A 21787-nucleotide genomic window follows, 5' to 3' on the forward strand; every position below is an offset into this window, starting at 1 on the left:
ACCGTTTACCTCGTCTATCGAGGCGAACAGGCCGTTCGCTCCACACCAGCCAGCGGGGATGCACGACTGCGCGGAACGAGTTCTCAAACAGGCTCTACAGCGACCCAAAGCACTCACGACCCCTGGCCGGCGAACCGCGCGTGTGAGGCCTGCTGCGTCGGCCGGGCCGATCTCGACGGACTCGCCGCGGGCCGCCGGCGGTCAGTGGGCGTCCGCCGCCATCCAGCGGTATCCCCGCGGCGTCACCATCCGGCCACCTACCACAGTGGACTGCGAGGAGCCGACGACCACCGTGGTGGACATGTCCACCTCCGCCGGTTCGAAGTCGCCGATCGGCGCGCACCACACCCGCTGCCCGGCGCGGCTGGCCTGGCACACCGCGCCGACCGGCGTGGTCACCGGGCGGTGCTCCGCCAGGATCTCCAGGGCGCGGCCGAGCTGCCAGTGCCGGTCCGCCGACCGCGGGTTGTAGAAGCACACCACCAGGTCGCCCTCCGCGGCCGCCCGGACGCGGCGCTCGATGACCTCCCACGGCGTGTGCAGGTCGGACAGGCTGATCAGCGCGTGGTCGTGCCCGAGCGGCGCGCCCAGCAGCGCGGACGCGGCCAGCGCCGCGGTCACCCCGGGCACGCCGACGAACTCGATGTCGACCCCGGCCTTCTCCAGCGCCGGGCTGGCCATCGCGTACACGCCGGCGTCGCCGGAGCCGATCAGCGCCACCGCGCGCCCGTCCCGGGCCAGCTCCACCGCCTCGGCGGCGCGGGCCTCCTCGGCGCCGAGGCCGGTGGCGCGCACCTCGGTGCCGGGGCGCAGCAGGTGCCGGACCTGGTCGAGGTACTGGTCCAGGCCGACGACCACGGAGGCGCGGCGCAGCTCGACGTCGGCGCGCGGGGTGCGCAGGTCGGGAGCGCCCGGGCCGATGCCGATGATCGCCAGCCGGCCGCGGGGCCGGATGCGCGCGGCGGCGGCGGTCACGTTGTCGCCCTTGATCTTGGGCACGACCAGCTCGACCGGCGCCCCGCCGCCGAGCTCGGCGGCCGCGTGCAGGGCCGATGCCTCGGCGACGGAGGGCGTGCCAGCCTCGGCGCGCGCCGCCTCGCTGGGATTGGGCACCTCGACGCCGGCCAGCGCCTCCGCCGGATAGGTCAGCAGCGACAGCTCCTCGCCGCCGTCGGAGTGCCAGAAGCCCAGGTCCTGCACCGCCTCCAGGATGCCGTCCTCGTCGGCCTTCAGGTCGACGCTGGCGACCGCGCGGATCGCCCGCGGATCCAGGCCGTGCTCGCGATCCAGCCGGGCGATCGTCTCGGTCACCGCCGTCCGCGAGACGCCCCGCGCGGCCCCGACGCCGACGACCAGCGTGCGCGGGATGAGCCGCAGCGTCCGCTCCTCGTCCTGCGTCGGCCGCCGATCGTCGATCACGACCGTCCACAGCGGCGCTTCGGGATCGGCGGCGACGTTGGGCGGCAACGCCGGCAGCGGAAAGCCGTGCGGGTTGACCAGGCGGACCGACCAGCCGTCGAGGATCGCGCCGCCGCAGGCCGCCAGGTCACCGTCCACAGTGGCGTCGAGCTGGTCGACGAGCTCGTCCAGCGGGGTGGTGCCGGTGCTGTCGGAGGCGGTGGTGACCACCGGGGTGCAGCCGAGCACGTCGGCGACCTGCTCGGCGAGCGCGTTCGCGCCCCCGGCGTGGCCGCCGGTCAGGGCGATGGCGAAGCGGCAGGCGTCGTCGACGCAGACCACCCCGGGATCGCTGTGCTTGTCCCGCAGCAGCGGCGCGACCAGCCGCACCGCCGCACCGCTGGCCAGGAAGAACACCGCCGCGTCCAGGTGGTCCCACAGGCGGCGCACGGCGGGCGCGATCGGCCCGTCGGCGACGACCGCGTCCGGCCCCAGCCGTCCGGCCAGTTCGGCGGCCGCCCGCCGTCCCGCCGCGGTCACCGCGAACAGACCGATCACTGCCACACCCCTACTTCGTTGATTTTCTCGCCAGGAGGCACTCGCGCGGGACCGTTTCCGCTGTTCAAAGGCCGTGAGTACTTTGTGCTGCTATATAGCCTGTTTTGGATGTGGTGACGTGCGGATGTGGTAACGCGGGCGTTTTGTATTTGAAGCGGCGCAGCCGCTTAGCCCACCTACGCAACTCGCACCGCCGCGGGTTCTCAGGGGTCTTCTCGCGAGGACAGCCCCGACGTGGTGAATTGGCATTCATGATGTCGGGGATCCCACAGCGAGAAGGCGCCTGAGGTTCCGCCACCCGCACCGCCACTCAGATCGAGTTTGGAAACAGCCTCTATAGCGACACAAAGTACTCACGGGTCCTGACCCGCCGAAACGTCGGCCCATCAGCGTTGTTTCCGGTAGCCCGAGATCAGGACGATCGGGTTGGCCGCTTCCAGGCGGGATGCGCCGTCGGGCAGCTCCGCTAGCCTGGCCGCCGACAGCTGCACGCCCTCGACCTCGTAGTCGGCCGCGCGCAGCGCGTCGCGGGTCGGCCCGACCCGGTCCAGCGCCGCCAGCGCCACCACTACGCGGGACGCCCCGGCATGCGCGCACGCCGTGACGACCTCGGTACCGCCGCCGCCGACGAAGATCGCGTCCGGCCGCGGCAGGTTGCGCAGCGCCTGCGGCGCGGAGCCTTCCTCGACCCGGACGTCCACGCCATGGCTCGCGGCGTTGGTGATCAGCCGCACCGCCTGCGCCTCGTCGGACTCCACCGCGATCGTCGCCGCGCCCATCCGGGCGCACTCCACCGCCACCGAGCCGGAACCCGCGCCGACGTCCCAGACGAGCGTGCCCGGCCGCGGCGCGAGCTTCGCCAGCGCCACGGCCCGCACCTCTGCCTTGGTGATCATGCCGTCGCGGTGCGAGAACTCGTCCTCCGCCAGCGCCCAGCCGGTCGCCGGCGGCACCGGCTCGCCGCCCGCGATCCAGCCCCGCTGCGGCACGTCGTCGAGATCCGCCAGGGCGAGCACGATGTTCGGCTCGTGCCAGCTGCGCTTCGCCGCCTCCGCCGGTTCGAGGGTCACCACCGACTCGTTCGGCCCGCCGAGGTCCTCGGCGACGATCATGGTGCGCCGCCAGCCGGCCAGCCCGGAGCCGATCTGGGCCGGGCCCGCCTTCGGCCCGGTCAGCACCACCACGGCCGGTCGCGCGCGGCAGACGTTGATCGCCTGGGTGAGGTCGTGGCCGAGCGCGCTGACCACGACGACGTCGTCCCAGGACCGGCCGACGCGCGCCATCAGCTGCTGGACGCTGGAGGTCGAGGGCAGCACCGTGCACCGGATGCCGCGTTCGCGCAGCGCGCGGACGGCGCCGAAGAAACCGGGATCACCCGAGGCCAGCACCACGCCGTGCTCGTCGCCGGACAGCGACGACAGCGCGTTCAGCGCCGGTTCCAGCGGCCCCAGCTCGAGCTTGCGCGCGTGTTCCGGCGCATGCGCCTCCAGGTGCCGTCTACCGCCGACCACGAGCCGCGCCGACTCCAGCACGTCGACGCTGCCCTTCGGCAGGTCGCCACCATCGACCCCGATCACCGTGACTGCCACGTCACCCACCTCGCTTCGGTGGCCGCCACCACGTGTTCGCCCCGGGAGTCCACCATCGCGACCCGAACACGCGGCCGACGGCCGCATTCCTCGCTGAACCGCTCCAATACTGCTGCCACCTGCGCGCAGAGCCGGTGTGCACACGCCGAGAGCAGCCCGCCGCGCTGCCACAACTCGTAGACTCGGCGTGCTCGGCGTCCCCACCGAACTCGGCGGCACCGAGCAACTCGGCGTCCACTTTGGATCTCGTGTGGCGCGTCATCACCACGCCGGACACCGGCTTGCCGACGCCCGCAGCGCCGCAGGCCGGACCTTCGCGCTGCGCGTCAGGTCCGGCTCCCGCGGCGGCTTCGCCTTGCTATTCGCCCTGCTCATCCGGCTTCGCCGGGGGCTTGCGCTTCGCGGCGGACTTCGCCTTCGCCGCTGCCGTCGTGGTGGTCGCGGACTTCGTCCGCTTCGCCGCTGCGGCCTTCGTCCCCCGCTTCGCGGGTGTGGCCTTCGCGGTGGCCCGGGTGGTCGTGGTGCGCGCCGCGGAGGTCCGCTTCGGCTTCGCCTCCGGAGCTTCGGCAGTCACGTCGACGGCGTCAACGGGCCGTTCGCTCCCAACCGCTTCGGCGCGGACGGCCGCTGCGGAGTCAACCGGCCGCTCGGCGGCCGAGACGGGCTCGTCGGCGAACAGTTGCGACTGCGCCTCGTCGACCCGCCGGGCCTGGGCCTGGCGGCTCGCCGCGACTCGCGCCGCGCCGCGCGCGCTCTCCTGCCAGTTGCGCACCGCCCACCAGGCGACGTCGGACTCGCGCACCCGGCCGTTCTCGCCCGGGTCCTCGGTGCGCGGCGCGGAGTTCTCCTCCCGGCGGCGCGCAGGAGTGGGGCGTTCGGCCCGCAGCGCCCGGCGCGCGGCCGGGTCGGCGCGGCGGTAGGTGTGGAAGTGCCCCGCGTGGTACGGGTTCGACCGGGTTCCGCCGCTGTTGAGGCCCTTGCCCACGATGAACAGCGTGTGCCGCCACAGCTTGTGCTGCTTGACGGTCTTCTCCAGGTCGGCGAGGTTCGTGCGCAGCAGCAGCTCGTCGGGCCAGGTGACCTTGTAGGCCACCAGCACCGGGGTGTCGTCCGGGTAGCCGCCGGCTCGCAGTTCCTCGACGAGCTGGTTGGTGCGCGCGGCGGAGAGGTACAGCGCCATCGTGGTGCCGTGCTTGGCGAACTCGCGCACCTTCTCGCCTTCCGGCATGGGCGTCTTGCCACCCTCCAGCCGGGTCAGCACCAGCGACTGGGCGACTTCCGGGACGGTGAGCTCGCGCCCGATCGCGGCCGCGGCGGCGGAGAACGCCGGAACGCCCGGCACGATCTCGACTTGCAGGTTCATCCGCGTGCACGCGTCGTGCTGGTCCTGGACCGCGCCCCACAGCGAGGGGTCGCCGGAGTGCACCCGGGCGACGTTGAGCTTGTCCCGCTCGGCGCGGCGGTAGATCTCCAGCGCCTGCTCGTGGGTCAGCCGGGAGGAGTCGATCAGTTCCGCGTCGCTGCGCGCGTGCTCCTGGATGCATTCCGGGGCGACCAGGCTCGCGGCCCACACCACGATGTCGGCCTCGGCGATCCGCCGGGCGCCACGGACCGTGATCAGGTCGGCCGCACCGGGCCCGGCACCGATGAACGAGATCCGGCCAGTCACCATTGTTCTCCTCTTCCGCCTCGGGGTGGAAGTACTACCACAGTGGACAGGTACGGCGCGTCGTCCACTTCGGACACATCGGACGGCGGGAGCACTCGCGCGTCCGGCGTGCCGAGGTGCTCGGCGTGGGCCGAGCGCTCCAGGGCTCCGCATTCGGCGATCGCGGCACGCGGCTCACCGAGCCGTCGGCCGCCTTCGTAGGCACCGACCGTACCGCGTGACCGCAATGCGTCCTGCAGCGCGGTCACGTCCCGCAGCACCGGAATCACCGTGCGTGATTCGGCTCCTCGGTCGGCGCCGCGCCCGCTTGCGCGGCCGTCGCCCGCATCGCGGTGATGCCTGGCTCGACCTCGGACAACAGCTCGGCCACGGTGGCCGCGAGATGGCTGAAAGTCGAATGCGCGGCGGGATCCCCGAGAGGTGGCGAAGGCCACGGTGCCGCCCTGATCACGCAGCCGCTGCACCCGGGCGAAAGCGGTGCCCGCTTCGCGGAATTCGCGCAGCGCGGCCGGGGTCAGCATTTCCGGCTCGCCGGGCCGACCCCGGCGAGCCTCATCGCGCGCACCTCGCCACGAACCGCCGCACCGCTTCGGGCTGCCCGGCCGGATGGGTGTGCAGGTAGGAGGCGTGCACCCCGCCGTCGACGAACCCTTCCCGCTGCACGCCCGTGCCGCGCCACATCCAGGCGGGCCGCGAGCCGCTGCCGGGCTCCAGGGCGGTGCGGTGGAACTCGTGCCCGCTCACTCGTGCGCCTTCGGCGAAGAGGACGGAATCGGCGGCTGCCACGGCGTCGCGGTAGCCCAGCGTCAGCCGCGGCGACATCCGCGCCCGCGCGTCGAGCACGCCGCACAGCGGATGGCCGTCCAGCTCCTCCGCCAGGTACAGCAGCCCGCCGCATTCCGCGTGGATCGGTGCCCCGGTGGCGGCGAACGCCACGATTTCCTTGCGCAGCGCGGTGTTCGCCGACAGCTCGGCGACGTGCTGCTCGGGGAAGCCGCCCGGCAGCACCAGGCCCGCGGTGCGTTCCGGCAGCCGCTCGTCGCGGAGCGGGTCGAGGACGACTACCTCGGCACCGGCGGCTTCGAGCAGCTCGACGTGCTCGGCGTAGCCGAAGGTGAACGCCCGCCCGCCGGCCACCGCGACCACGGCTCCGGCCTCCGACTGCACCTCGTCGCGCGGATTCCAGGCCGGGCCGGGCAATCCGGGAGCCGAGCGCGCGAGCGCGCACACCGCGTCGAGATCCACCGACCGGGCAACGACGTCGGTCATCGCGTCTACCGCGCGGACGGCCTCGCCGCCGTGCTCGGCGGCCGTGACGAGGCCGAGGTGGCGCGATGGGACGGCGAGATCCTCGGCGCGCGGGACCGCGCCGAGCACCGGGAGGCCCGCGTTGTTGGCGGCGTCGCGGAGCACCTGCTCGTGCCGCTGCGAACCGACCCGGTTGAGGATCACGCCGCCGATCCGGATCTCCGGGCGGTAGCTGCGGAAACCGTGCAACAGCGCGGCGAGGCTGTGGCTCTGGCCCCTCGCGTCGACGACCAGCACCACGGGCGCGTCCAACAGCTGCGCGACGTGCGCGGTGGAACCGGCGGCGAGCCCGTCGCCGGGCCCGATGCGGCCGTCGAACAGCCCCATCACGCCTTCCACGATGGACAGTTCGGCGCCGGCGGCGCCGTGCCGGAACAGCGGCGCGATCCGCTCCTCGCCGACCAGCACGGGATCGAGGTTGCGGGCCGGGCGGTCGGCGGCGAGCCGGTGGTAGCCGGGATCGATGTAGTCCGGGCCGACCTTGAACGGCGCGACCCCGGTTCCGCGCCGACGCAGCGCGCCGAGCAGCCCGGTCACCACCGTGGTCTTCCCCTGCCCGGACGCCGATGCGGCCACCACCACCCGAGCGTGCGAGGAATCGGTCACCACTCGATGCCCCTCTGGCCCTTCTGGCCGGTGTCCATCGGGTGCTTGACCTTGGTGGTCTCCATGACCAGGTCGGCGGCGTCGATCAGGGCCTGCGGGGCGTGGCGGCCGGTGATCACGACGTGCTGGTGCCCGGGTCGGTCGCGCAGGGTCTCGACGACCTCGGCGACGTCGACCCAGCCCCAGTGCAGCGGATAGGTGAACTCGTCCAGCACGTAGAGGCCGTGGCGCTGCTCGCCGATCCGGCGGGCGATCTCCTGCCAGCCTTCCAGCGCCGCCGCCGCGTGGTCTTCCTCGCTGCCCTTCTTGCGGGCCCACGACCAGCCCTCGCCCATCTTGTGCCACTCGACGGGGCCGCCCTCACCGGTTTCGTCGTGCAACCGTCCCAGAGCGCGGAACGCCGACTCCTCGCCGACGCGCCACTTCGCCGACTTGACGAACTGGAACACACCGATCGACCAGCCCTGGTTCCAGCCGCGCAGCGCGAGCCCGAAGGCCGCGGTGGACTTGCCCTTCATCTCGCCGGTGTGCACCACGAGCAGCGGCCTGTTGCGGCGCTGGCGAGTGGTCAACCCGTCGTTCGGCACTGTCGAAGGCTGTCCCTGAGGCATGCCCCGACCCTAACGGGCCGCCCCCGCGACACCGGCCCCGAGCGGCCTCAGCGGGCGGGGCGGAAGGCCGCGAGCTGCTCGTCGAGGCAGCGGGCCAGGCGGGGCTTGTCCGCCGGGCCGAAGGTGTTCCAGCGCTCGCCGTCGTTGTTGCGGCGCGTCGTGACGCTGTAGCGGCCTTCTTCGGTGTCTCGCCAGCCGATCGCCGGAAGCCGGACCGGTTGCCCACCGCCGTCCCGGCCGGTCACCACGAAGTAGCCGACCCGCCGCGTCGGCAGCGCCATGGTCTTCTCGACCTTGCGCAGTTCCCCGCCACCGCCGCGCGCGCCCGGTGGACGGCGTCCGACTTGCCGTCGTAGGGGGTGACCGCCACGTCGATCTCCGGGCGGTGCAACAGGTTCAGCGCCTGCTCCACCTCCGGTTCGGCCCGGCCGCGATCGGCCGGCCGGCGCTGCTCCAGCCATGCCCGGGAACGCCGATACGAGACATATCCGCAAAACCTCAGCCCTTGATCACGCCCCAATGGCCTAATGCCACCCACTCCGATGGTGGCCGAGGTCACGGGATTCTGGAACGGTGCAGGCCGCGATCATGGACGGTCGTCCCAATCAGCGAGGGAGCCGCCCGATGCCGACCAGGCCACCGCTGGTGCTGTCCTTCGCCGCGCTGATCTCCAACTTCGACCGCTTCGCGGTCACCCCGATGCTGCTGCTGATCGCGCTCGCGCTGAACGAGCCGCTGGCCACCGCGGTCGCCGTCGCCAGCGGCTACTTCCTCGCCTACGGCCTTTCCCAGCCGCTGTGGGGTTTGCTGTCGGATCGCTTCGGCCGGCTGCCGGTCATGCGCGGCACGATGCTCGCCGCCGCGGCGGGCGGGTTGGTTTCCGCGCTGGCGCCGAATCTGACCGCGCTGATCGTGGCGCGCGTGGTCACCGGCGCGTGCATGGGCGCCGTCGTGCCCGCTTCGCTGACCTATGTCGGCGACACCGTGCCGCAGGAGCACCGGCAGGGCGCGCTCTCGGATCTGATGGCGGCGTCGGCGATGGGCACCGCGTTGGCGACCGCCGTCGGCGGACTCCTGGCCGGTTTTCTGGACTGGCGCGCGGTTTTCGCGCTCCCGGCCGTCTGCGCCGCGTTGTGCGCCGTCCTGCTCCGCAAGCTGCCGGAGCCGGAGCGCGCTCAGGCCCAGGGCGTGCGCGACCACCTGATGGCGGTGTTGACGAATCGCTGGGCGCTGCTGGTCTTCGGGTTGGTGTTCGTCGAGGGCGCGGTGTTGCTGGGCACCATGACGTTCCTGGCGTCGGCGCTGGTGCACGAGGGCGTGGACGTCGCGGTGGCCGGGCTCGCCACCGCCGCTTACGGCGTCGGCGTGTGGGTGTTCTCCCGGCTGGTGAAGGCGCTGGGGCGGCGGTTGGCGGTCTGGCAGTTGATCGCGATCGGCGGCGCGTCGATGTTCGTCGGCTACCTGGTCGTGACCACCACCGCGAGCATCGCGACCGTGGTGGTCACGGCGTTGCTGCTCGGCGGCGGCTGGTCGTTCATGCATTCGTCGTTGCAGACCTGGGTGACCTCGGTGGTTCCGGAGGCCAGGGGCACCGCCGTGGCGTTGTTCGCCTCGGCGTTGTTCCTGGGCAGCGCGGCCGCCTCGGCGGCCGCCGGGCATTTCGCGGAACGCGGCTCGTACGGGTTGATCTTCGGGATCGCCGCCACCACGGCGGTTCCGCTGCTGATCACGGCGGCCGCCTGCCGCCACCGCTACCAAACCCGCGTCGTCGCGCCGGAGGGTCCGCCGTCGGTCGGCGACCGGGCGGCGTGAGCCGGGCGGTCGCGAATCGGTTCCGGTGGGCGAAAAAGAGCCCCCGCACTCGACCGGCCTGGGGGTTACCGGGAGCGCGGGGGCATCTTGCGGGTCCACCCCTGGGGGTCAGGTGGACGGCGTCACCGTACCAATCGGTCGGGCGGGTCAGAAGACGAAACGTCGGATCTCGTAATCAAAACGAGATCAAGCCGCACGGGGGCGCTCGTCCCGGACCGCGCGGACGACTCCCGCGACGTTGTCCGCGGAAAGCTCCTCCAGCCGCAGGCAGGGACCGCCGAGCGCGGCCGCGAGCCGACCGGCCAGCCCGAGCCGGACGGGACCGTTCTCGCAATCCACCACGACGGATGCCACGGCCGCCTCGGCGAGCAGGCCCGCCGAGCGCAGCGCGTCATCGACCGCACGCTGCGTCCGAATCCGCCCAGTGAGCCCGGAATCCACCGGCACCGTGGCCTTTCCGTCGGTCAGCAGCACGACCAGGGCCCGTCGCTGCGGATCCCGCATCCGCTCGGTCTGCACCACTCGGTGAACGCGCAGCAATCCGCCGGCCAGCGGCGTGCGACCACCGGTGCGCAGCTGTCGCATCCGCGCGGCCGCGATGTCCACGGAGGACGTCGGAGGCAGCGCGAGTTCCGCCGAGTCGCCGCGGAAGGTCACCACGCCGACCTTGTCGCGACGCTGGTAGGCATCCCGCAGCAGCGATAGGACGGCGCCGCTGACCGCCGACATCCGTTCCCGGGCGGCCATCGACCCCGACGCGTCCACCGCGAACAGCACCAGGTTCCCCTCGCGCCCCTCCCGGATGGCGCGCCGCAGATCGTCCCCCCGCAGCACCAGCCCGGGGCCGCTGCGCCCGCGCACGACCTGATGCGGTGCCGCGGCGGCCAGCGTGGCCGACAGGTGAATGCCGTGTCCCTCCACAGTGGACGAGCGCGTCGTCCGGCCGCTCCGCGCCCGGGACCGCGACCGCCGTCCCGGCGCGCCGTCGCCGAGCCCCGGCACCTCCAGCAGCCGCGCCTGGAACGCCGGCGCCGGCGCTGCCGGCGGCCGCTGCGCGGGCGCCCGGTCGTCGCTGCGCTCCTCCGAGCCGTCGGCCCCGCCGTCCGGCCCCGTAGGCCCCTCGGGCCCTTCCGGCGGCTGGCCGCCGCCGTCCGGTCCTTCCGGCGGCTCGTCGTCGCCGTCGTCGGCGTGCTCCGCCGCCTCGGACAGGGCCTGTTGGAGCTGGTCTTCGGCGATGCCGGGCTCGTCGAACGGGTCGCGGCGGCGCCGGTGCGGCAGCGCGAGCCGGGCCGCCGCCTCGACGTCCTCCTCGGCGACCGCCTCGGCGCCGCGCCAGGCCGCGTGCGCGATGGCGGTGCGCGCCAGCACGAGGTCGGCTCGCATGCCGTCGACGTCGAAAGACGCGCACAACGCGGAGATCCGGCGCAACTCTCCGTCCGGGAGGGCCACCGAGTCCACTCGGGAACGGGCGGCGGCGATCCACGCGGCCAGTTCGGCGTCGGCGTCAGCCCACCGCGCGGCGAACCCGGCCGGGTCGGCTTCGAACGCCAGGCGGCGGCGCACCACCTCGGTCCGGGTCGTCACCTCCCGCGACGCGGCGACGTGCACGGTGAGCCCGAACCGGTCGAGCAGCTGCGGGCGCAGCTCGCCTTCCTCCGGGTTCATGGTGCCCACCAGCAGGAACGACGCCGCGTGCGACACCGAAACGCCTTCCCGCTCGACGTGCGCGCGGCCCATCGCCGCGGCGTCCAGCAGGAGGTCCACGAGGTGGTCGTGCAGCAGGTTCACCTCGTCGACGTAGAGCACGCCCCGGTGCGCGGCGGCGAGCAGGCCGGGCTGGAAGGCGCGGACCCCTTCGGTCAGGGCGCGTTCCAGGTCGAGCGAGCCGATCAACCGGTCCTCGGTGGCGCCGACGGGGAGTTCGACGAGCTGGGCGGGTCGCTGCGTGGCCTCGGAGCCGTGCGGACCGTCCGGGCACTGCGGGTCGGCGGCCTGCGGGGCGCAGCCGAAGCGGCAGTCGGTGATCACGTCGAGCGGCGGCAGCAGCGACGCCAGCGCACGCACCACGGTCGACTTCGCCGTGCCCTTCTCGCCTCGGACGAGCACGCCGCCGATGCCCGGGTGCACGGCGTTGAGCAGCAGCGCCAGCCGGAGATCGTCGTGGCCGACGACGGCGGAGAAGGGAAAGCGCGGGGCAGCGGTCATGCCAGGTGTTCCTTCCTCGGGGTTCGGACGCCCCGGTGGCGGGAACAAGGGGCGGCAGTGTCCTGACTCCCGGATCACCGCGTCCCTCCGGCCTTCCCAGGTCGCCCCGGTGGCTCGCGAGGGAGGGCCGCTCCCCGGTCACAGTGGCGCCGACCGTGCCGGATTCCCACCGGCTTCCTGGCGCACCCCTTGCATTCGGATCAAGGTGCATCGTCGCAGAACTCGCCCGGCGGACCAACCGGCCGCGGCGGCGACGAGACCAGCACCACTGCGGCCGGCGCGAACGGGCCGTTCGCCCCGCAGAACGGCCCGTTCGCTCCACCGCACCTACCGGCGCGCCGCGGCGTGCAGCCCGTCGGTGATGTAGCGGTGCGCGTGGCGGGCCAGGTCCTCGTTGTCGTCCCACAGGTTCCGCCACACCGCGAGGGTGTCCGACAGCGCCGGGTCCACCACGGCCGAGGAGAAGCTCTCGAAGGTGATCGGCCCGGTGTAGCCGATGTCCACCAGCGCGCGGAAGAACGCCGGGAAGTCGATCGTGCCGGATCCCAGGAAGCCGCGGTGGCTCTCCCCGATGTGCACGTACCCGAGCCGGTCCCCGGCCTCCTGCACCGGCCGCACGAAGTCGGGTTCCTCGATGTTCATTTGACATCCTCCCCCGCCTGAGGCGGGGGATTCCGACTCTCACTAGAGCAAGAGTTGAGGTTCACGGACACTCTTCGACCGCTCACGCGGTGTTGTCCCTCCGGCACAGGCCAACAGCCTGGGACTTTCGTCCTGTCCTGCCGCGACGTTCATGCTCGCGTTGACATCGGCGTTGCAGGTGAAACCACAGTGGGAACAGACGAACTCGGCTTGGTTCTTGCGCGAGTCCTTGTCGATCCAACCGCAGTCGCTGCACCGCAGACTGGTGTACGGGGCGGGTACGTCTTCAACCCGTCCACGTGCTTTGTGTTCGGTCCGCTGCCGCAGCAGCCCCCAGCCCTGGGCAAGTATTGCCCGGTTCAGCCCGGACTTCGCTCGTACGTTGCGTCCGGGCTGATCAACCGTCCCCTTCGCTGAGGCGGTCATGTTCCGGATGTTCAGCTTCTCGAACCGGATCACATCAAACGACCAGGCCAGCGTGGTGCTGGTCTTCTCCGCCCAGTCCTTCCGCCGGTTCGCTTCCCGCGCTTTGAGCTTCGCGACCTTGGCGTACTCGGCTGCTCGCTGGGGACTGGCCTTCGGTGCCCGAGCAGCGCGGCGTTGATGTTTGCGGATCCCCGCTCGTTCCTTGCCCGACAGCTGAGGGCAGTTCAGCGTCCGCCCATCCGACAACGCCGCAGTGATCGTCACACCACGGTCGATACCGATCTTCTCCCCATTGCCAGGTTCCGGGATCGGTTCGGGGATGACAGCGAACGCCACGTGCCACTGACCGTTGCGGTAGGTCACCCGGAACGTTTTCGCGACAGGCAGGTCGCGGCGGGCGAGCCGGAACCGCACCCACCCGCAGCCTGGGACCTTGACTTGCGCCCAGCTGCGGTTGAGCTTGTGCACCACAACGTTTCGGGCCATGACCTGCTTACCGCGAACGTTGAGCAGCGCAGTACCGTCCGGGTTGAACGCGGGAACCCGGTCGGTGCCGATGACACGGAACCCTTCGTGCCGGTGCTTCTTCCGCCATGCCGGCTCACCGAACCCGGAATTGAACCGGGCCTGTTTGGCGTAGTGAAAATCCTTGAGCGCCTGCTGCTGAACGTCGACGTTGCCGTCTCGCAGCCACTCGTTGCCAGCACGGGCTTCGGTGAGCTGACGGCACTGCTCAGCGAACCCAGGCGCGCTCTTGCGTCCTGGCCGCCAGTTCGAATGCTGTTGCACGGCGAGGTTCCACACGTACCGGGCGTGCGCGCAGTGCCGCAGCATCTGCTGCTCCTGCTGCGCAGTGGGGTACATCCGAAACCTCGCCATGATCACAAAGTATCGTGCTCAAGCATGAGAGAGCTGGACGGGTTGATCTCCGCTCCCCAAGCGGCGGAACTTCTCGGGGTCAACCGGGCCACCCTGTACCGCTACGCCAGCACCTACGACGACTTTCCCGAACCCACCAAGATCGGCCGCACGGTACTGTACCGACCGGATGCCTTGCGGGAGTGGAGACGTGATCACCCGGCTATCCGGAAACATGCGGCCGATTCACCCCCGCCCTAGAGGACGGCCCCCTCGGCCGAATCCAGGTGGATGCCGATCAGATTCACTTGCCACTCCTCGTTTGTTCGTGAGCGTTTTTCGGCGCTATGGCACTCAAAAACACTCACGACCACCTGCCTGCGGAAATTCAGCCTCGCCCAGCTCGGGGCCGTCCTGGCTGGGGATCTTCAACACCAGCGTCAGCGCCGAGCACGTAGAGCAGCGCGAACACCCACATCACGCCGCCGACGCCGAACAGCGGCAGCACGATCCCGACGATCGCCGGGCCACTGCGGTGGCCAGCCCCGCGCCGAGGTCCAGCGCCGCCATCGCCGCGCCCCGCCGGTCCGGCGCCATGGTCGGCATCAGCGCCGCCATCGGCACGAACCCGGCCAGCGTCGCGCCGTAGAGCACCGAGGTGATCAGCGCGATCGAGTAGCTGTGCATGGCCAGCGGGAGGTAGTGGAAATGCGCGAGCAGCAAGGAAGTGCTCGCGAAAGGAGAGCGCGTCGAAGACGCCGCTGGGCCGGGACAGGCTCAGGCGGCGTCGGGGCCGGTGCGGGACCGGCAGAAGGGGTGCGCGCGATTCACCCGGCCGCGAAGCGCCGGGTCCGGTGGCAGGGCGACGGATGCGGGGCAGCACAACGCGGCGATCACGCCGGCCTGTGCACCCATTGCCGCTCCTCCACGTTCCATTTGGACGCGGGGAGCTTGGCAGCCCGAATGACCGAGGTCAAGTCCCGAGTAGCGCCGGTCACGCCCGCCGGCGGGGCTCGCGGCGCATGTCGACGTGCGGGATGCCGTCTTCGAGGTATTCCTCGCCGTCTTCGGTGAACCCGAAGGAGCGGTAGAACTCCTTGGCGTAGGTCTGGGCGGCGAGCACGGCAGGCGCTTGCTGCACCTCCGCGACCGCGGCGCGCATCAGCTTGCGCCCCAGGCCCAGCCCGCGCGCGCTCTTGGCGGTGCATACCCGGCCGATGCGGAAGGTGCCGTCGGGGTCTTCCAGCAGCCGCAGGTAGCCGAGCACGTAGCCGTCGGCGGAGTCGATCCAGAAGTGCCGGGTGGTCTCTTCCAGGTCGCGACCGTCCAACTCCGGGTAGGGGCATTCCTGTTCGACGACGAACACGTCGACGCGCAGGCGCAGCATCCGGTAGAAGTCCTCGGCGTCCAGATCCGCGGTGTAGGCGCGGTGGACGGCGGTCGCGAGCGGCTGGAGGGTCACCCTTACCTGGATATCACAGCCAGGTCTCAAAACCCTCATCCACCAGCACCGGGAGTAGTCAACGCCACTCCGGCCGGCGACGGGTGGGCACTGCTCTGTTCGGGGCAGTTTCGCACCGAAGCGCTGACCCTCCACCGAACCCGCAGCTAGCCTGCGCAAGATCAGGAACCGAGCGGCCATGGGGGATTCGTGAGCGAACCTGTCTTCGGCGTCGACGGCGCGCGCACCGAGGAGGAGATCAGGCGCTGGGCCTCCGGCATCCAGGCGAAGGCCGACCGCTACCAGCAGATGCAGCAGCAGGTGACCGCGGTCACGGCCACCGCGGAGTCCCGCGACGGGGTGGTGCGGGTGACGGTCGACAGCGCCGGCGCGGTCACCGACCTGCAGATCACCGACGACGCGCGCCGGATGTCCGGCGCGGGCCTGGCCGAGTCGGTGCTCACGACCATGCGGCAGGCCCAGGCCGGCATCCGGGACCAGGTGGCCGAGGTCATGTCGGCGACCGTCGGTGACGACACGGAGACCGTCAACGCGGTCGTGTCGGCGTACCGGGAGCGCTTCCCCGATCCCGAAGCCGAGGACGGCACCGAGCGGCCACCCGACGACGAAGACTTCAACGACGACACGTTCCTGCGGTAGCCCGCCGTCACCTGGGGGATGACGATGACGAACGCATTCGATGTATCGCCGGAGGAACTCCGGTCGCACGCCAGCAGGCTCGACGCGCTTTCCGACCAGCTGAAGACCGCGTTGGACGCGGCCAACCAGGTCACGATGGGCACCGAGGCGTACGGGGTGATCTGCTCGTTCTTCGTGCCGATCGTGCAAGCGGTCTCGCAACCCGGGGTCGACGCCCTGTCGACCGCGTCGGAATCCATGAGTGATCAAGCCGGCAACGTCAAGGACACCGCGCAGACCTACGAATCCGGTGACCAGGCGAACGCCGACAGCTTCTCCGGCTGGGAGGTGTGATGGCCGACAACCCACTCGTCGCGCCGCGCGAGGACTCCACCACCGGGGTCAGCGGCATCGGCATCCTCGAGTCCGTCGGCGACCTCCAGTCCGGCATCGAATCGGGTTCCTGGTCGGAGATCGCGCTCGGCGCGGCCGGCACGGGCCTGGAAGCGCTGTCGATGGTCATGGACCCGGTCGGCACCTTGGTCTCGTACGCGGTGTCCTGGCTGATGGAGCACGTCAAGCCGCTGTCTGACGCCCTGGACTGGCTGGCCGGCGACCCGGACCAGATCTCCGCCTACGCCCAGACGTGGGGCAACGTGGCGAAGTCGGTGGAGCAGGTCGCGGCCGATTTCACCAACGAGGTCAACAACATCACCGGCACCTGGACCGGTGAGGCGGCCGACGCCTACAAGAACGCCACCACGAAGCAGGCCGAGCAGATCAAGGCGGCGGGCGGCGCGGCGAACACCATCAGCACGGTCGTCGAGATCGTCGGCGTGCTGGTCGGCATCGTCCGCGAGCTGGTGCGCGACCTGGTCGCCGAGTGCGTGGCGGCGCTGATCACCCGGATCCCGCGCTGGGTCGCGGAAATCGGCGGCACCCTCGGCATCGGAACCCCGGCCGTGGTCGCGGAAGCGGCGGGGATGATCGCCAAGTGGGTCAGCAAGATCTCGGACGTCATAACGAAGCTGACCCGCTCGCTGAACAAGCTCCAGCCACTGCTGAAGAAGCTCGACGAAATCTGGGAAGGCATCAAGGACGCCCTGAAGGGCCTCCGAAAGGTAGACGGCCCGGCCAGCACAAAACCGTCCAGTGTGGACGCCCCGTCTCCCAAGCCAGACGCCCCGGACACCACCCCGAACTCCCCCGACACGTCGCCGTCGAGCACATCCCCCGACAGCACGTCCTCAAGCCCGGACGGCACATCACCGGACAACCCGAAGTCCAAGAGCGAAGACGGAAACCTCCAGAACAAGACCGACGACCCGGAGACGCCGAACCGGGACGAAGGCAACCGGAAGTGCGAGAACGACCCGATCGACGTCGCCACCGGAGAGATGATCCTCCCGCAGACCGATGTGGAGATCGCGGCGGCGCTCCCGCTGGTGCTGAAGCGGACGCACCTGTCCTCGTACCGGGTGGGCCTGCACTTCGGCCCGTCCTGGACGTCCACCCTGGACCAGCGCCTGGAGGTCGGCAACGCCGGCGTATCCTTCGCCGCCGAAGACGGAAAGCTGCTGTTCGGCCCGAACCCCGCGGTCGGCTCGACAGTCCAGTTCGAGGGATCGCGGAACACGCTCACCAGGCACGAAGACGACGGCTACACGCTGACCGAGATCGAGTCCGGTAAGCGCTTCCACTTCGCGCCGGGAAACCGCGTCCTACCGCTGACCAGCATCACCGACCGCAACGGCAACCAGATCGAGTTCGACCACGACGCCGCTGGCACCCCGGTGGAAATCCGCCACACGGGCGGCTACCGGATCCGGGTCGAGTCCGAGAACGACCTGATCACGGCGCTCTACCTGTGCGAAGCGGACAACGGCGAAGACCTCCTGCTGATGCGCTACGAGTACACGGACCAGCGCCTGACGGGCGTGGTCAACGCCTCGGGCCTACCGCTGAAGTTCGAGTACGACCAAGCTGGCCGAATCACCAGCTGGACGGACCGAAACGCCCACTGGTACCGCTACACCTACGACCACCGCGGCCGCTGCATCCACACGGAAGGCTCAGGCGGCTTCCTAACGGGAACGTTCGAGTACGAAGAAGGCGTCACACGCCTCATCAACTCCCTCGGCCACGCAACAACGTTCCACCTGAACGAAAAGCGCCAGGTGGTCCGCGAAATCGACCCGCTGGGCGGCGAAACGATCTCCGAGTGGGACGCCTACGACAGGCTCCTGTCTCGAACGGACCCGCTAGGTCGCACGATTCGCTACGAGTACGACGAAGCCGGGAATCTCGTCGCGGTGACCCAATCCGACGGTACCCAAACCCGTTTCGAATACAACGACCTCCACCTGCCGATCACCATCATCACGCCCGACGGTGCCGTATCCCGCCGCGAGTACGACGAGCGCGGAAATGCCGTTAGATTGACAGATCCGATGGGAAGTGCCACAAGCTTCTCATATGATGAACGCGGCCATCTATCGTCGGTTACCGATGCTCTCGGCAACGTGCGCCAGATCGGCACCAACGCCGCCGGAATCCCAACGGCGGTCACCGACTCCTTTGGAAACACAACGCATCGTCAACGTGACGCGTTCGGCCGAGTGACCGAGATCGTTGACCCCCTCGGCGGTAGGACACGATTTGGCTGGACGGTCGATGGCAAGCCCGCCTGGCGGAGCTTGCCCGGAGGCGAAACCGAACGCTGGGTATACGACGGCGAAGGAAACCTCCGAACCCACATCGACACGCTCGGACAGGCGACACATACCGAGATCACGCACTTTGACTTGCCTTCGGCCGAAGTCCGCCCGGACGGTAGTCGACTGGAGTTCACCTACAACACGGAACTTCGACTTTCCAGCGTCACCAACGAACAAGGGTTGGTTTGGCATTATGAGTACGACCCGGCCGGCAACCTGGTGCGCGAGATCGATTTCAACGGCCGGGAAGTCAGCTACCGCCACGACGTGGCAGGGCAACTCGTCGAACGCACGAACGGTGCTGGCGAGATCACTCACTTCGTGCGAGATCTCCTGGGAAATGTGATCGAGCGACGGAGCGAGTCAACGGTCGCGACCTTCACCTACGACGCAGCTGGGCGTCTAACCACAGCGAAAAATGCGGACGCCCAGGTAGCGTTCCAGCGAGATGCTCTTGGACGAGTGCTCACCGAGATGATCAATGGCCGGATCGTGGAGTCAACCTACGACGCGTTGGGGCGCCGAGTTCGCCGGCGCACCCCATCTGGAGCCGAGAGCGTGTGGGAGTACGACTCCAACAGCAAGCCTGTCGCTCTGCGTACCGCTGGGCGGACTCTGCGCTTCGGCTACGACGAAGCCGGGCACGAGACCCAGCGCAGCCTCGGGGTTCACGCGATGCTAAGCCAGGCATGGGATGCGAACCACCGCCTGCTTTCCCAGACGATCGCAGGCACCGACGGGCGGTCCATCCAGCAGCGATCTTACACGTATCGCGCAGACGGATTCTTATCCGAGATCAATGATCAGCTCACGGGCCCACGCATGTTCGAGCTAGATCGCACCGGGCGGGTCACATCTGTTCAAGGTGCCGGTTGGGCCGAGCGCTATGCCTACGACGCAGCCGGAAACATCACGAACGCATCCTGGCCCACTCCACCCACGTCGCCTGATGCCGAATCCTTGGGCAAGCGAGAATTCAGCGGGACCCTGGTTCACCGCGCAGGGCGAGTGCGATACGAACACGATGCGCAAGGCCGCGTCGTGCTACGGCAACAAAGATTCTTGTCCCACAAACCGAACACGTGGCGATACTCCTGGGACTCGGATGACCGGCTCATCGAAGTTTTGACTCCCAATGGCTCCCGCTGGCGATACCACTACGATCCACTGGGGCGGCGTATCGCCAAGCAGCACCTGACCCCTGACAGCTCCCGAGTCATCGAGCGGGTCGAATTTATCTGGGACGGTTCAGTTCTTACCGAGCAGGCCCACACCGATGGTCGCGCCAACGGCCCACAACTTGGCGATGCCCGCGTGACGGTATGGGATTACGAACCCGGAACTTTTCGGCCAATCGCACAAACCGTACGATCCTCGCTTCACAATGCACCTCAAAGGTGGATCGACGAAGAATTTTACTCGATCATAACCGATCTTGTCGGCTCACCTACCGAACTGATCAACGATCACGGCGGCATTGCCTGGTTCCACAGGATGACATTGTGGGGGAAAACCCAGGACGAAAGTCGTACGAATGCATATACCCCGCTCCGCTTTCCAGGACAGTACCACGATCCCGAAACCGGGTTCCACTACAACTACCAGCGTCACTACGACCCGCATACCGGTCGCTTCGGAAGCGTCGATCCAATCGGCCTCGCAGCAGGACCTAACCCATACCACTACCTGCGCAATCCACATCGATGGACCGACCCGCTAGGATTAGCCGCATGCAATGAAGAATTCGAAACCCGCCAGGAGGCACTCGACAGGGCGTACGACCAAGCCGGGATCCCCCGCGGAACCGAGCCAGATCAAGCCTGGGATGTCGGCAACGACCACTCCAGGCAAGGAATGCCCGGGTACCGCTATTCCGAAGACAATGGAACACACGGCCGCTACATGCAGTTCGAAACCGAGGGAGGTTCGCGAGTGATTGCGGAGCACCTCAACGACGGAGATCCACACTTCCACGCAGGTCAACCAAAAGGAGACCCGAGCCGGAATTTCGTCGACTTCGGTTGGAGCAATGCACACAACAGAGACATCGAGCGGTACCAGCAAATTGGCGGCTCACACCATTACTACTATCCCAGGTAAAGAACAATGGACAAATTGACCGAAGCAACCCGGGCAGAAATTCTTCAAAGCGCCGGACTGCACCCAACAACCACAACGAAAGCAACCCCAACAGTTCCTCCGAAGACCGCGTGGAAACTCGTCGCAAATCTCGAAACCCGGCCGACATCGGTAATCGACGACAGCACCGACGACTACCTTGACCAAGTCAATCAAGAATGGGATCGAGTTGTTCGCGAAAACGAGCTCATCGCCGACGATGGCTCGTTTCTAATCAGCGTTTCAGGGCCAGGATCATTCGACCTCCCGTGGGCGTCTGTTCGAGTCACATCACAACTCCAACTTGCACAGAAACTCACATCCTTCCCCGGCCAACCCGAGTTCGTCACCATGTCCAATGATTCGCGTGTCGTTTGCGGGGTCACTTCAGAGGAAAATGGAATCTGGATTGTCGTCGCCAACACAAGCGAAGCGTGATTGCACGCAAAATTTCGACTCAATCTGGTGCTCGAATCACATGCCGCAGGAATCGCTGCACCCGAGGAACATCCGGCCAGGGCGCCGCTGACCTCAACACCCCGCATGCAGCGCTACCCGGTGGCACCAAGGGGACGGCCGATGCGTTCCGGGAGCAGGTACGACGCCTCGGCAGGAAGCGTTGCTCCCGCCGCTTCGAGGTTTCCCGCCGCCACTAGCTCGTGCGTCTTCCGCATCACTGGCGTGACGTCCGTGATCGACATGGTCCAGTCGTCGACGTAGCGGTCGACCGACTCACGGCCGAGTCCTATTTGGATCGACCGGTAGTTCAGCGGGCGGTGGTGGAGGTCTCGTTCCGGGTCCCATTGGACTCGGACCGGGCTCGTGCGCTTCTGTTCCGACCACGCCTCGCGGCTGCCGTGGACGTCGGGTTCGTAGTGGCTCAGGCACGCGTGCTCAAGCGCCCACTCGAAGCCTTCCCGGGTGATCTCCACCGCCAGCACCCGCTCCTGGTCCGGCTTGGTCGCCCAGCCGCACCGGTACGCCATCCACAGGAACGACGGCTTGATCCACGTCATCCGCTCGCGCTTGAACGGCGGCACGAACTTCCCCGCCGCCAGGGCCGCATCCGCGATTGCCGCCGAATACGCCTGGTACACGGTGATGGTGGACTCCGAATACCGTGCTCGGACAGTGCGGTACGGGTTTTCCTGATCTTTCACATCCCGGATCCTGCGGCAGGACCGCAGGAT

The 21787-nt window shown here is 69.1% G+C and carries 20 protein-coding genes and 1 riboswitch; of the genes, 6 read left to right on the forward strand and 14 right to left on the reverse strand.

The annotated features are described in order from the left end of the window. Positions 1 to 201 precede the first annotated feature (201 nt). From cobJ to AB0I53_RS42870, 7 genes are all read right to left on the reverse strand, one after another. On the reverse strand, positions 202 to 1956 hold the full coding sequence (cobJ, locus tag AB0I53_RS42840; protein WP_358615151.1) for a precorrin-3B C(17)-methyltransferase: 1755 nt from the start codon (positions 1954 to 1956) through the stop codon (positions 202 to 204). Positions 1957 to 2342: 386 nt separating this feature from the next. After that, on the reverse strand, positions 2343 to 3545 hold the full coding sequence (cbiE, locus tag AB0I53_RS42845; protein WP_358615153.1) for a precorrin-6y C5,15-methyltransferase (decarboxylating) subunit CbiE: 1203 nt from the start codon (positions 3543 to 3545) through the stop codon (positions 2343 to 2345). Positions 3546 to 3903: 358 nt separating this feature from the next. Further along, a complete protein-coding gene (cobM, locus tag AB0I53_RS42850; protein ID WP_358615155.1) occupies positions 3904 to 5217 on the reverse strand; it encodes a precorrin-4 C(11)-methyltransferase in 1314 nt (437 codons plus the stop codon). Continuing rightward, on the reverse strand, positions 5211 to 5474 hold the full coding sequence (locus tag AB0I53_RS42855; RefSeq protein WP_358615157.1) for a hypothetical protein: 264 nt from the start codon (positions 5472 to 5474) through the stop codon (positions 5211 to 5213). The genes cobM and AB0I53_RS42855 overlap by 7 nt, the downstream gene beginning before the upstream one ends. Before the next feature lie 292 nt (positions 5475 to 5766). Next, positions 5767 to 7131 carry a cobyrinate a,c-diamide synthase gene (locus AB0I53_RS42860; RefSeq protein ID WP_358615159.1) on the reverse strand — a complete coding sequence of 455 codons (1365 nt, stop codon included), beginning with the start codon at positions 7129 to 7131 and terminating at the stop codon, positions 5767 to 5769. Beyond that, the gene (gene cobO, locus AB0I53_RS42865; protein WP_358615161.1) at positions 7125 to 7739 is read right to left on the reverse strand and encodes a cob(I)yrinic acid a,c-diamide adenosyltransferase; all 615 of its coding nucleotides are present in this window, start codon (positions 7737 to 7739) and stop codon (positions 7125 to 7127) included. Before cobO ends, AB0I53_RS42860 begins: the two co-directional genes overlap by 7 nt. Positions 7740 to 7786: 47 nt before the next feature. After that, positions 7787 to 8200 carry an ESX secretion-associated protein EspG gene (locus AB0I53_RS42870; protein ID WP_358615163.1) on the reverse strand — a complete coding sequence of 138 codons (414 nt, stop codon included), beginning with the start codon at positions 8198 to 8200 and terminating at the stop codon, positions 7787 to 7789. A 163-nt stretch (positions 8201 to 8363) separates the two neighbouring features. On the opposite strand from AB0I53_RS42870, the gene AB0I53_RS42875 reads away from it, so the two are divergent. Next, entirely contained in the window at positions 8364 to 9551 is a 1188-nt protein-coding gene (locus AB0I53_RS42875; protein ID WP_358615165.1) for an MFS transporter, read from the forward strand. A gap of 186 nt (positions 9552 to 9737) precedes the next feature. Here the strand turns inward: AB0I53_RS42875 and AB0I53_RS42880 are convergent, their stop codons facing one another. The 3 genes from AB0I53_RS42880 to AB0I53_RS42890 form a co-directional block, all read right to left on the reverse strand. After that, entirely contained in the window at positions 9738 to 11756 is a 2019-nt protein-coding gene (locus AB0I53_RS42880; RefSeq protein WP_358615167.1) for a putative cobaltochelatase, read from the reverse strand. 55 nt (positions 11757 to 11811) lie between these two features. Continuing rightward, positions 11812 to 11936: riboswitch (cobalamin riboswitch) on the reverse strand. 147 nt (positions 11937 to 12083) lie between these two features. Continuing rightward, the gene (locus AB0I53_RS42885; RefSeq protein WP_358615169.1) at positions 12084 to 12398 is read right to left on the reverse strand and encodes a TIM barrel protein; all 315 of its coding nucleotides are present in this window, start codon (positions 12396 to 12398) and stop codon (positions 12084 to 12086) included. A 42-nt stretch (positions 12399 to 12440) separates the two neighbouring features. Continuing rightward, on the reverse strand, positions 12441 to 13688 hold the full coding sequence (locus AB0I53_RS42890; RefSeq protein WP_358615171.1) for a transposase: 1248 nt from the start codon (positions 13686 to 13688) through the stop codon (positions 12441 to 12443). 39 nt (positions 13689 to 13727) lie between these two features. Here AB0I53_RS42890 and AB0I53_RS42895 point away from each other — a divergent pair, with 39 nt between their 5' ends. Then, complete coding sequence (locus tag AB0I53_RS42895; protein ID WP_358615173.1) at positions 13728 to 13943, forward strand: helix-turn-helix domain-containing protein; 216 nt, start codon at positions 13728 to 13730, stop codon at positions 13941 to 13943. 216 nt (positions 13944 to 14159) lie between these two features. Here the strand turns inward: AB0I53_RS42895 and AB0I53_RS42900 are convergent, their stop codons facing one another. From AB0I53_RS42900 to AB0I53_RS42910, 3 genes are all read right to left on the reverse strand, one after another. Next, positions 14160 to 14405 carry a hypothetical protein gene (locus AB0I53_RS42900; RefSeq protein ID WP_358615175.1) on the reverse strand — a complete coding sequence of 82 codons (246 nt, stop codon included), beginning with the start codon at positions 14403 to 14405 and terminating at the stop codon, positions 14160 to 14162. 54 nt (positions 14406 to 14459) lie between these two features. Next, the gene (locus AB0I53_RS42905; RefSeq protein ID WP_358615177.1) at positions 14460 to 14597 is read right to left on the reverse strand and encodes a hypothetical protein; all 138 of its coding nucleotides are present in this window, start codon (positions 14595 to 14597) and stop codon (positions 14460 to 14462) included. Between the two features lie 79 nt (positions 14598 to 14676). Beyond that, entirely contained in the window at positions 14677 to 15144 is a 468-nt protein-coding gene (locus AB0I53_RS42910) for a GNAT family N-acetyltransferase (RefSeq protein WP_358615179.1), read from the reverse strand. Positions 15145 to 15333: 189 nt separating this feature from the next. Here AB0I53_RS42910 and AB0I53_RS42915 point away from each other — a divergent pair, with 189 nt between their 5' ends. From AB0I53_RS42915 to AB0I53_RS42930, 4 genes are read left to right on the forward strand one after another with little or no spacing between them, the layout of a single operon-like run. Then, complete coding sequence (locus AB0I53_RS42915) at positions 15334 to 15783, forward strand: YbaB/EbfC family nucleoid-associated protein (RefSeq protein WP_358615181.1); 450 nt, start codon at positions 15334 to 15336, stop codon at positions 15781 to 15783. Between the two features lie 24 nt (positions 15784 to 15807). Further along, positions 15808 to 16116, forward strand: coding sequence for a type VII secretion target (locus tag AB0I53_RS42920; protein ID WP_358615183.1), 309 nt, complete (start codon positions 15808 to 15810; stop codon positions 16114 to 16116). Beyond that, positions 16116 to 20579 carry an RHS repeat-associated core domain-containing protein gene (locus tag AB0I53_RS42925; protein WP_358615185.1) on the forward strand — a complete coding sequence of 1488 codons (4464 nt, stop codon included), beginning with the start codon at positions 16116 to 16118 and terminating at the stop codon, positions 20577 to 20579. The genes AB0I53_RS42920 and AB0I53_RS42925 overlap by 1 nt, the downstream gene beginning before the upstream one ends. A gap of 6 nt (positions 20580 to 20585) precedes the next feature. Next, the gene (locus AB0I53_RS42930; RefSeq protein ID WP_358615187.1) at positions 20586 to 21035 is read left to right on the forward strand and encodes a hypothetical protein; all 450 of its coding nucleotides are present in this window, start codon (positions 20586 to 20588) and stop codon (positions 21033 to 21035) included. A gap of 113 nt (positions 21036 to 21148) precedes the next feature. Here the strand turns inward: AB0I53_RS42930 and AB0I53_RS42935 are convergent, their stop codons facing one another. Next, a complete protein-coding gene (locus AB0I53_RS42935) occupies positions 21149 to 21757 on the reverse strand; it encodes a DUF4291 domain-containing protein (RefSeq protein WP_358615189.1) in 609 nt (202 codons plus the stop codon). Positions 21758 to 21787: the final 30 nt, after the last annotated feature.

The organism is Saccharopolyspora sp. NPDC050389 (assembly GCF_040655595.1).
Taxonomy (GTDB): Bacteria; Actinomycetota; Actinomycetes; order Mycobacteriales; family Pseudonocardiaceae; genus Saccharopolyspora.

Excerpts from the sequence above, each read along its gene's own strand:
- cobM (WP_358615155.1), bottom strand. The coding sequence starts at position 5,217 with ATGGTGACTGGCCGGATCTCGTTCATCGGTGCCGGGCCCGGTGCGGCC.
- cobO (WP_358615161.1), bottom strand. The coding sequence starts at position 7,739 with ATGCCTCAGGGACAGCCTTCGACAGTGCCGAACGACGGGTTGACCACT.
- AB0I53_RS42870 (WP_358615163.1), bottom strand. The coding sequence starts at position 8,200 with ATGGCTGGAGCAGCGCCGGCCGGCCGATCGCGGCCGGGCCGAACCGGA.
- AB0I53_RS42875 (WP_358615165.1), top strand. The coding sequence starts at position 8,364 with ATGCCGACCAGGCCACCGCTGGTGCTGTCCTTCGCCGCGCTGATCTCC.
- AB0I53_RS42880 (WP_358615167.1), bottom strand. The coding sequence starts at position 11,756 with ATGACCGCTGCCCCGCGCTTTCCCTTCTCCGCCGTCGTCGGCCACGAC.
- AB0I53_RS42885 (WP_358615169.1), bottom strand. The coding sequence starts at position 12,398 with ATGAACATCGAGGAACCCGACTTCGTGCGGCCGGTGCAGGAGGCCGGG.
- AB0I53_RS42890 (WP_358615171.1), bottom strand. The coding sequence starts at position 13,688 with ATGTACCCCACTGCGCAGCAGGAGCAGCAGATGCTGCGGCACTGCGCG.
- AB0I53_RS42895 (WP_358615173.1), top strand. The coding sequence starts at position 13,728 with ATGAGAGAGCTGGACGGGTTGATCTCCGCTCCCCAAGCGGCGGAACTT.
- AB0I53_RS42905 (WP_358615177.1), bottom strand. The coding sequence starts at position 14,597 with ATGGGTGCACAGGCCGGCGTGATCGCCGCGTTGTGCTGCCCCGCATCC.
- AB0I53_RS42920 (WP_358615183.1), top strand. The coding sequence starts at position 15,808 with ATGACGAACGCATTCGATGTATCGCCGGAGGAACTCCGGTCGCACGCC.
- AB0I53_RS42925 (WP_358615185.1), top strand. The coding sequence starts at position 16,116 with ATGGCCGACAACCCACTCGTCGCGCCGCGCGAGGACTCCACCACCGGG.
- AB0I53_RS42930 (WP_358615187.1), top strand. The coding sequence starts at position 20,586 with ATGGACAAATTGACCGAAGCAACCCGGGCAGAAATTCTTCAAAGCGCC.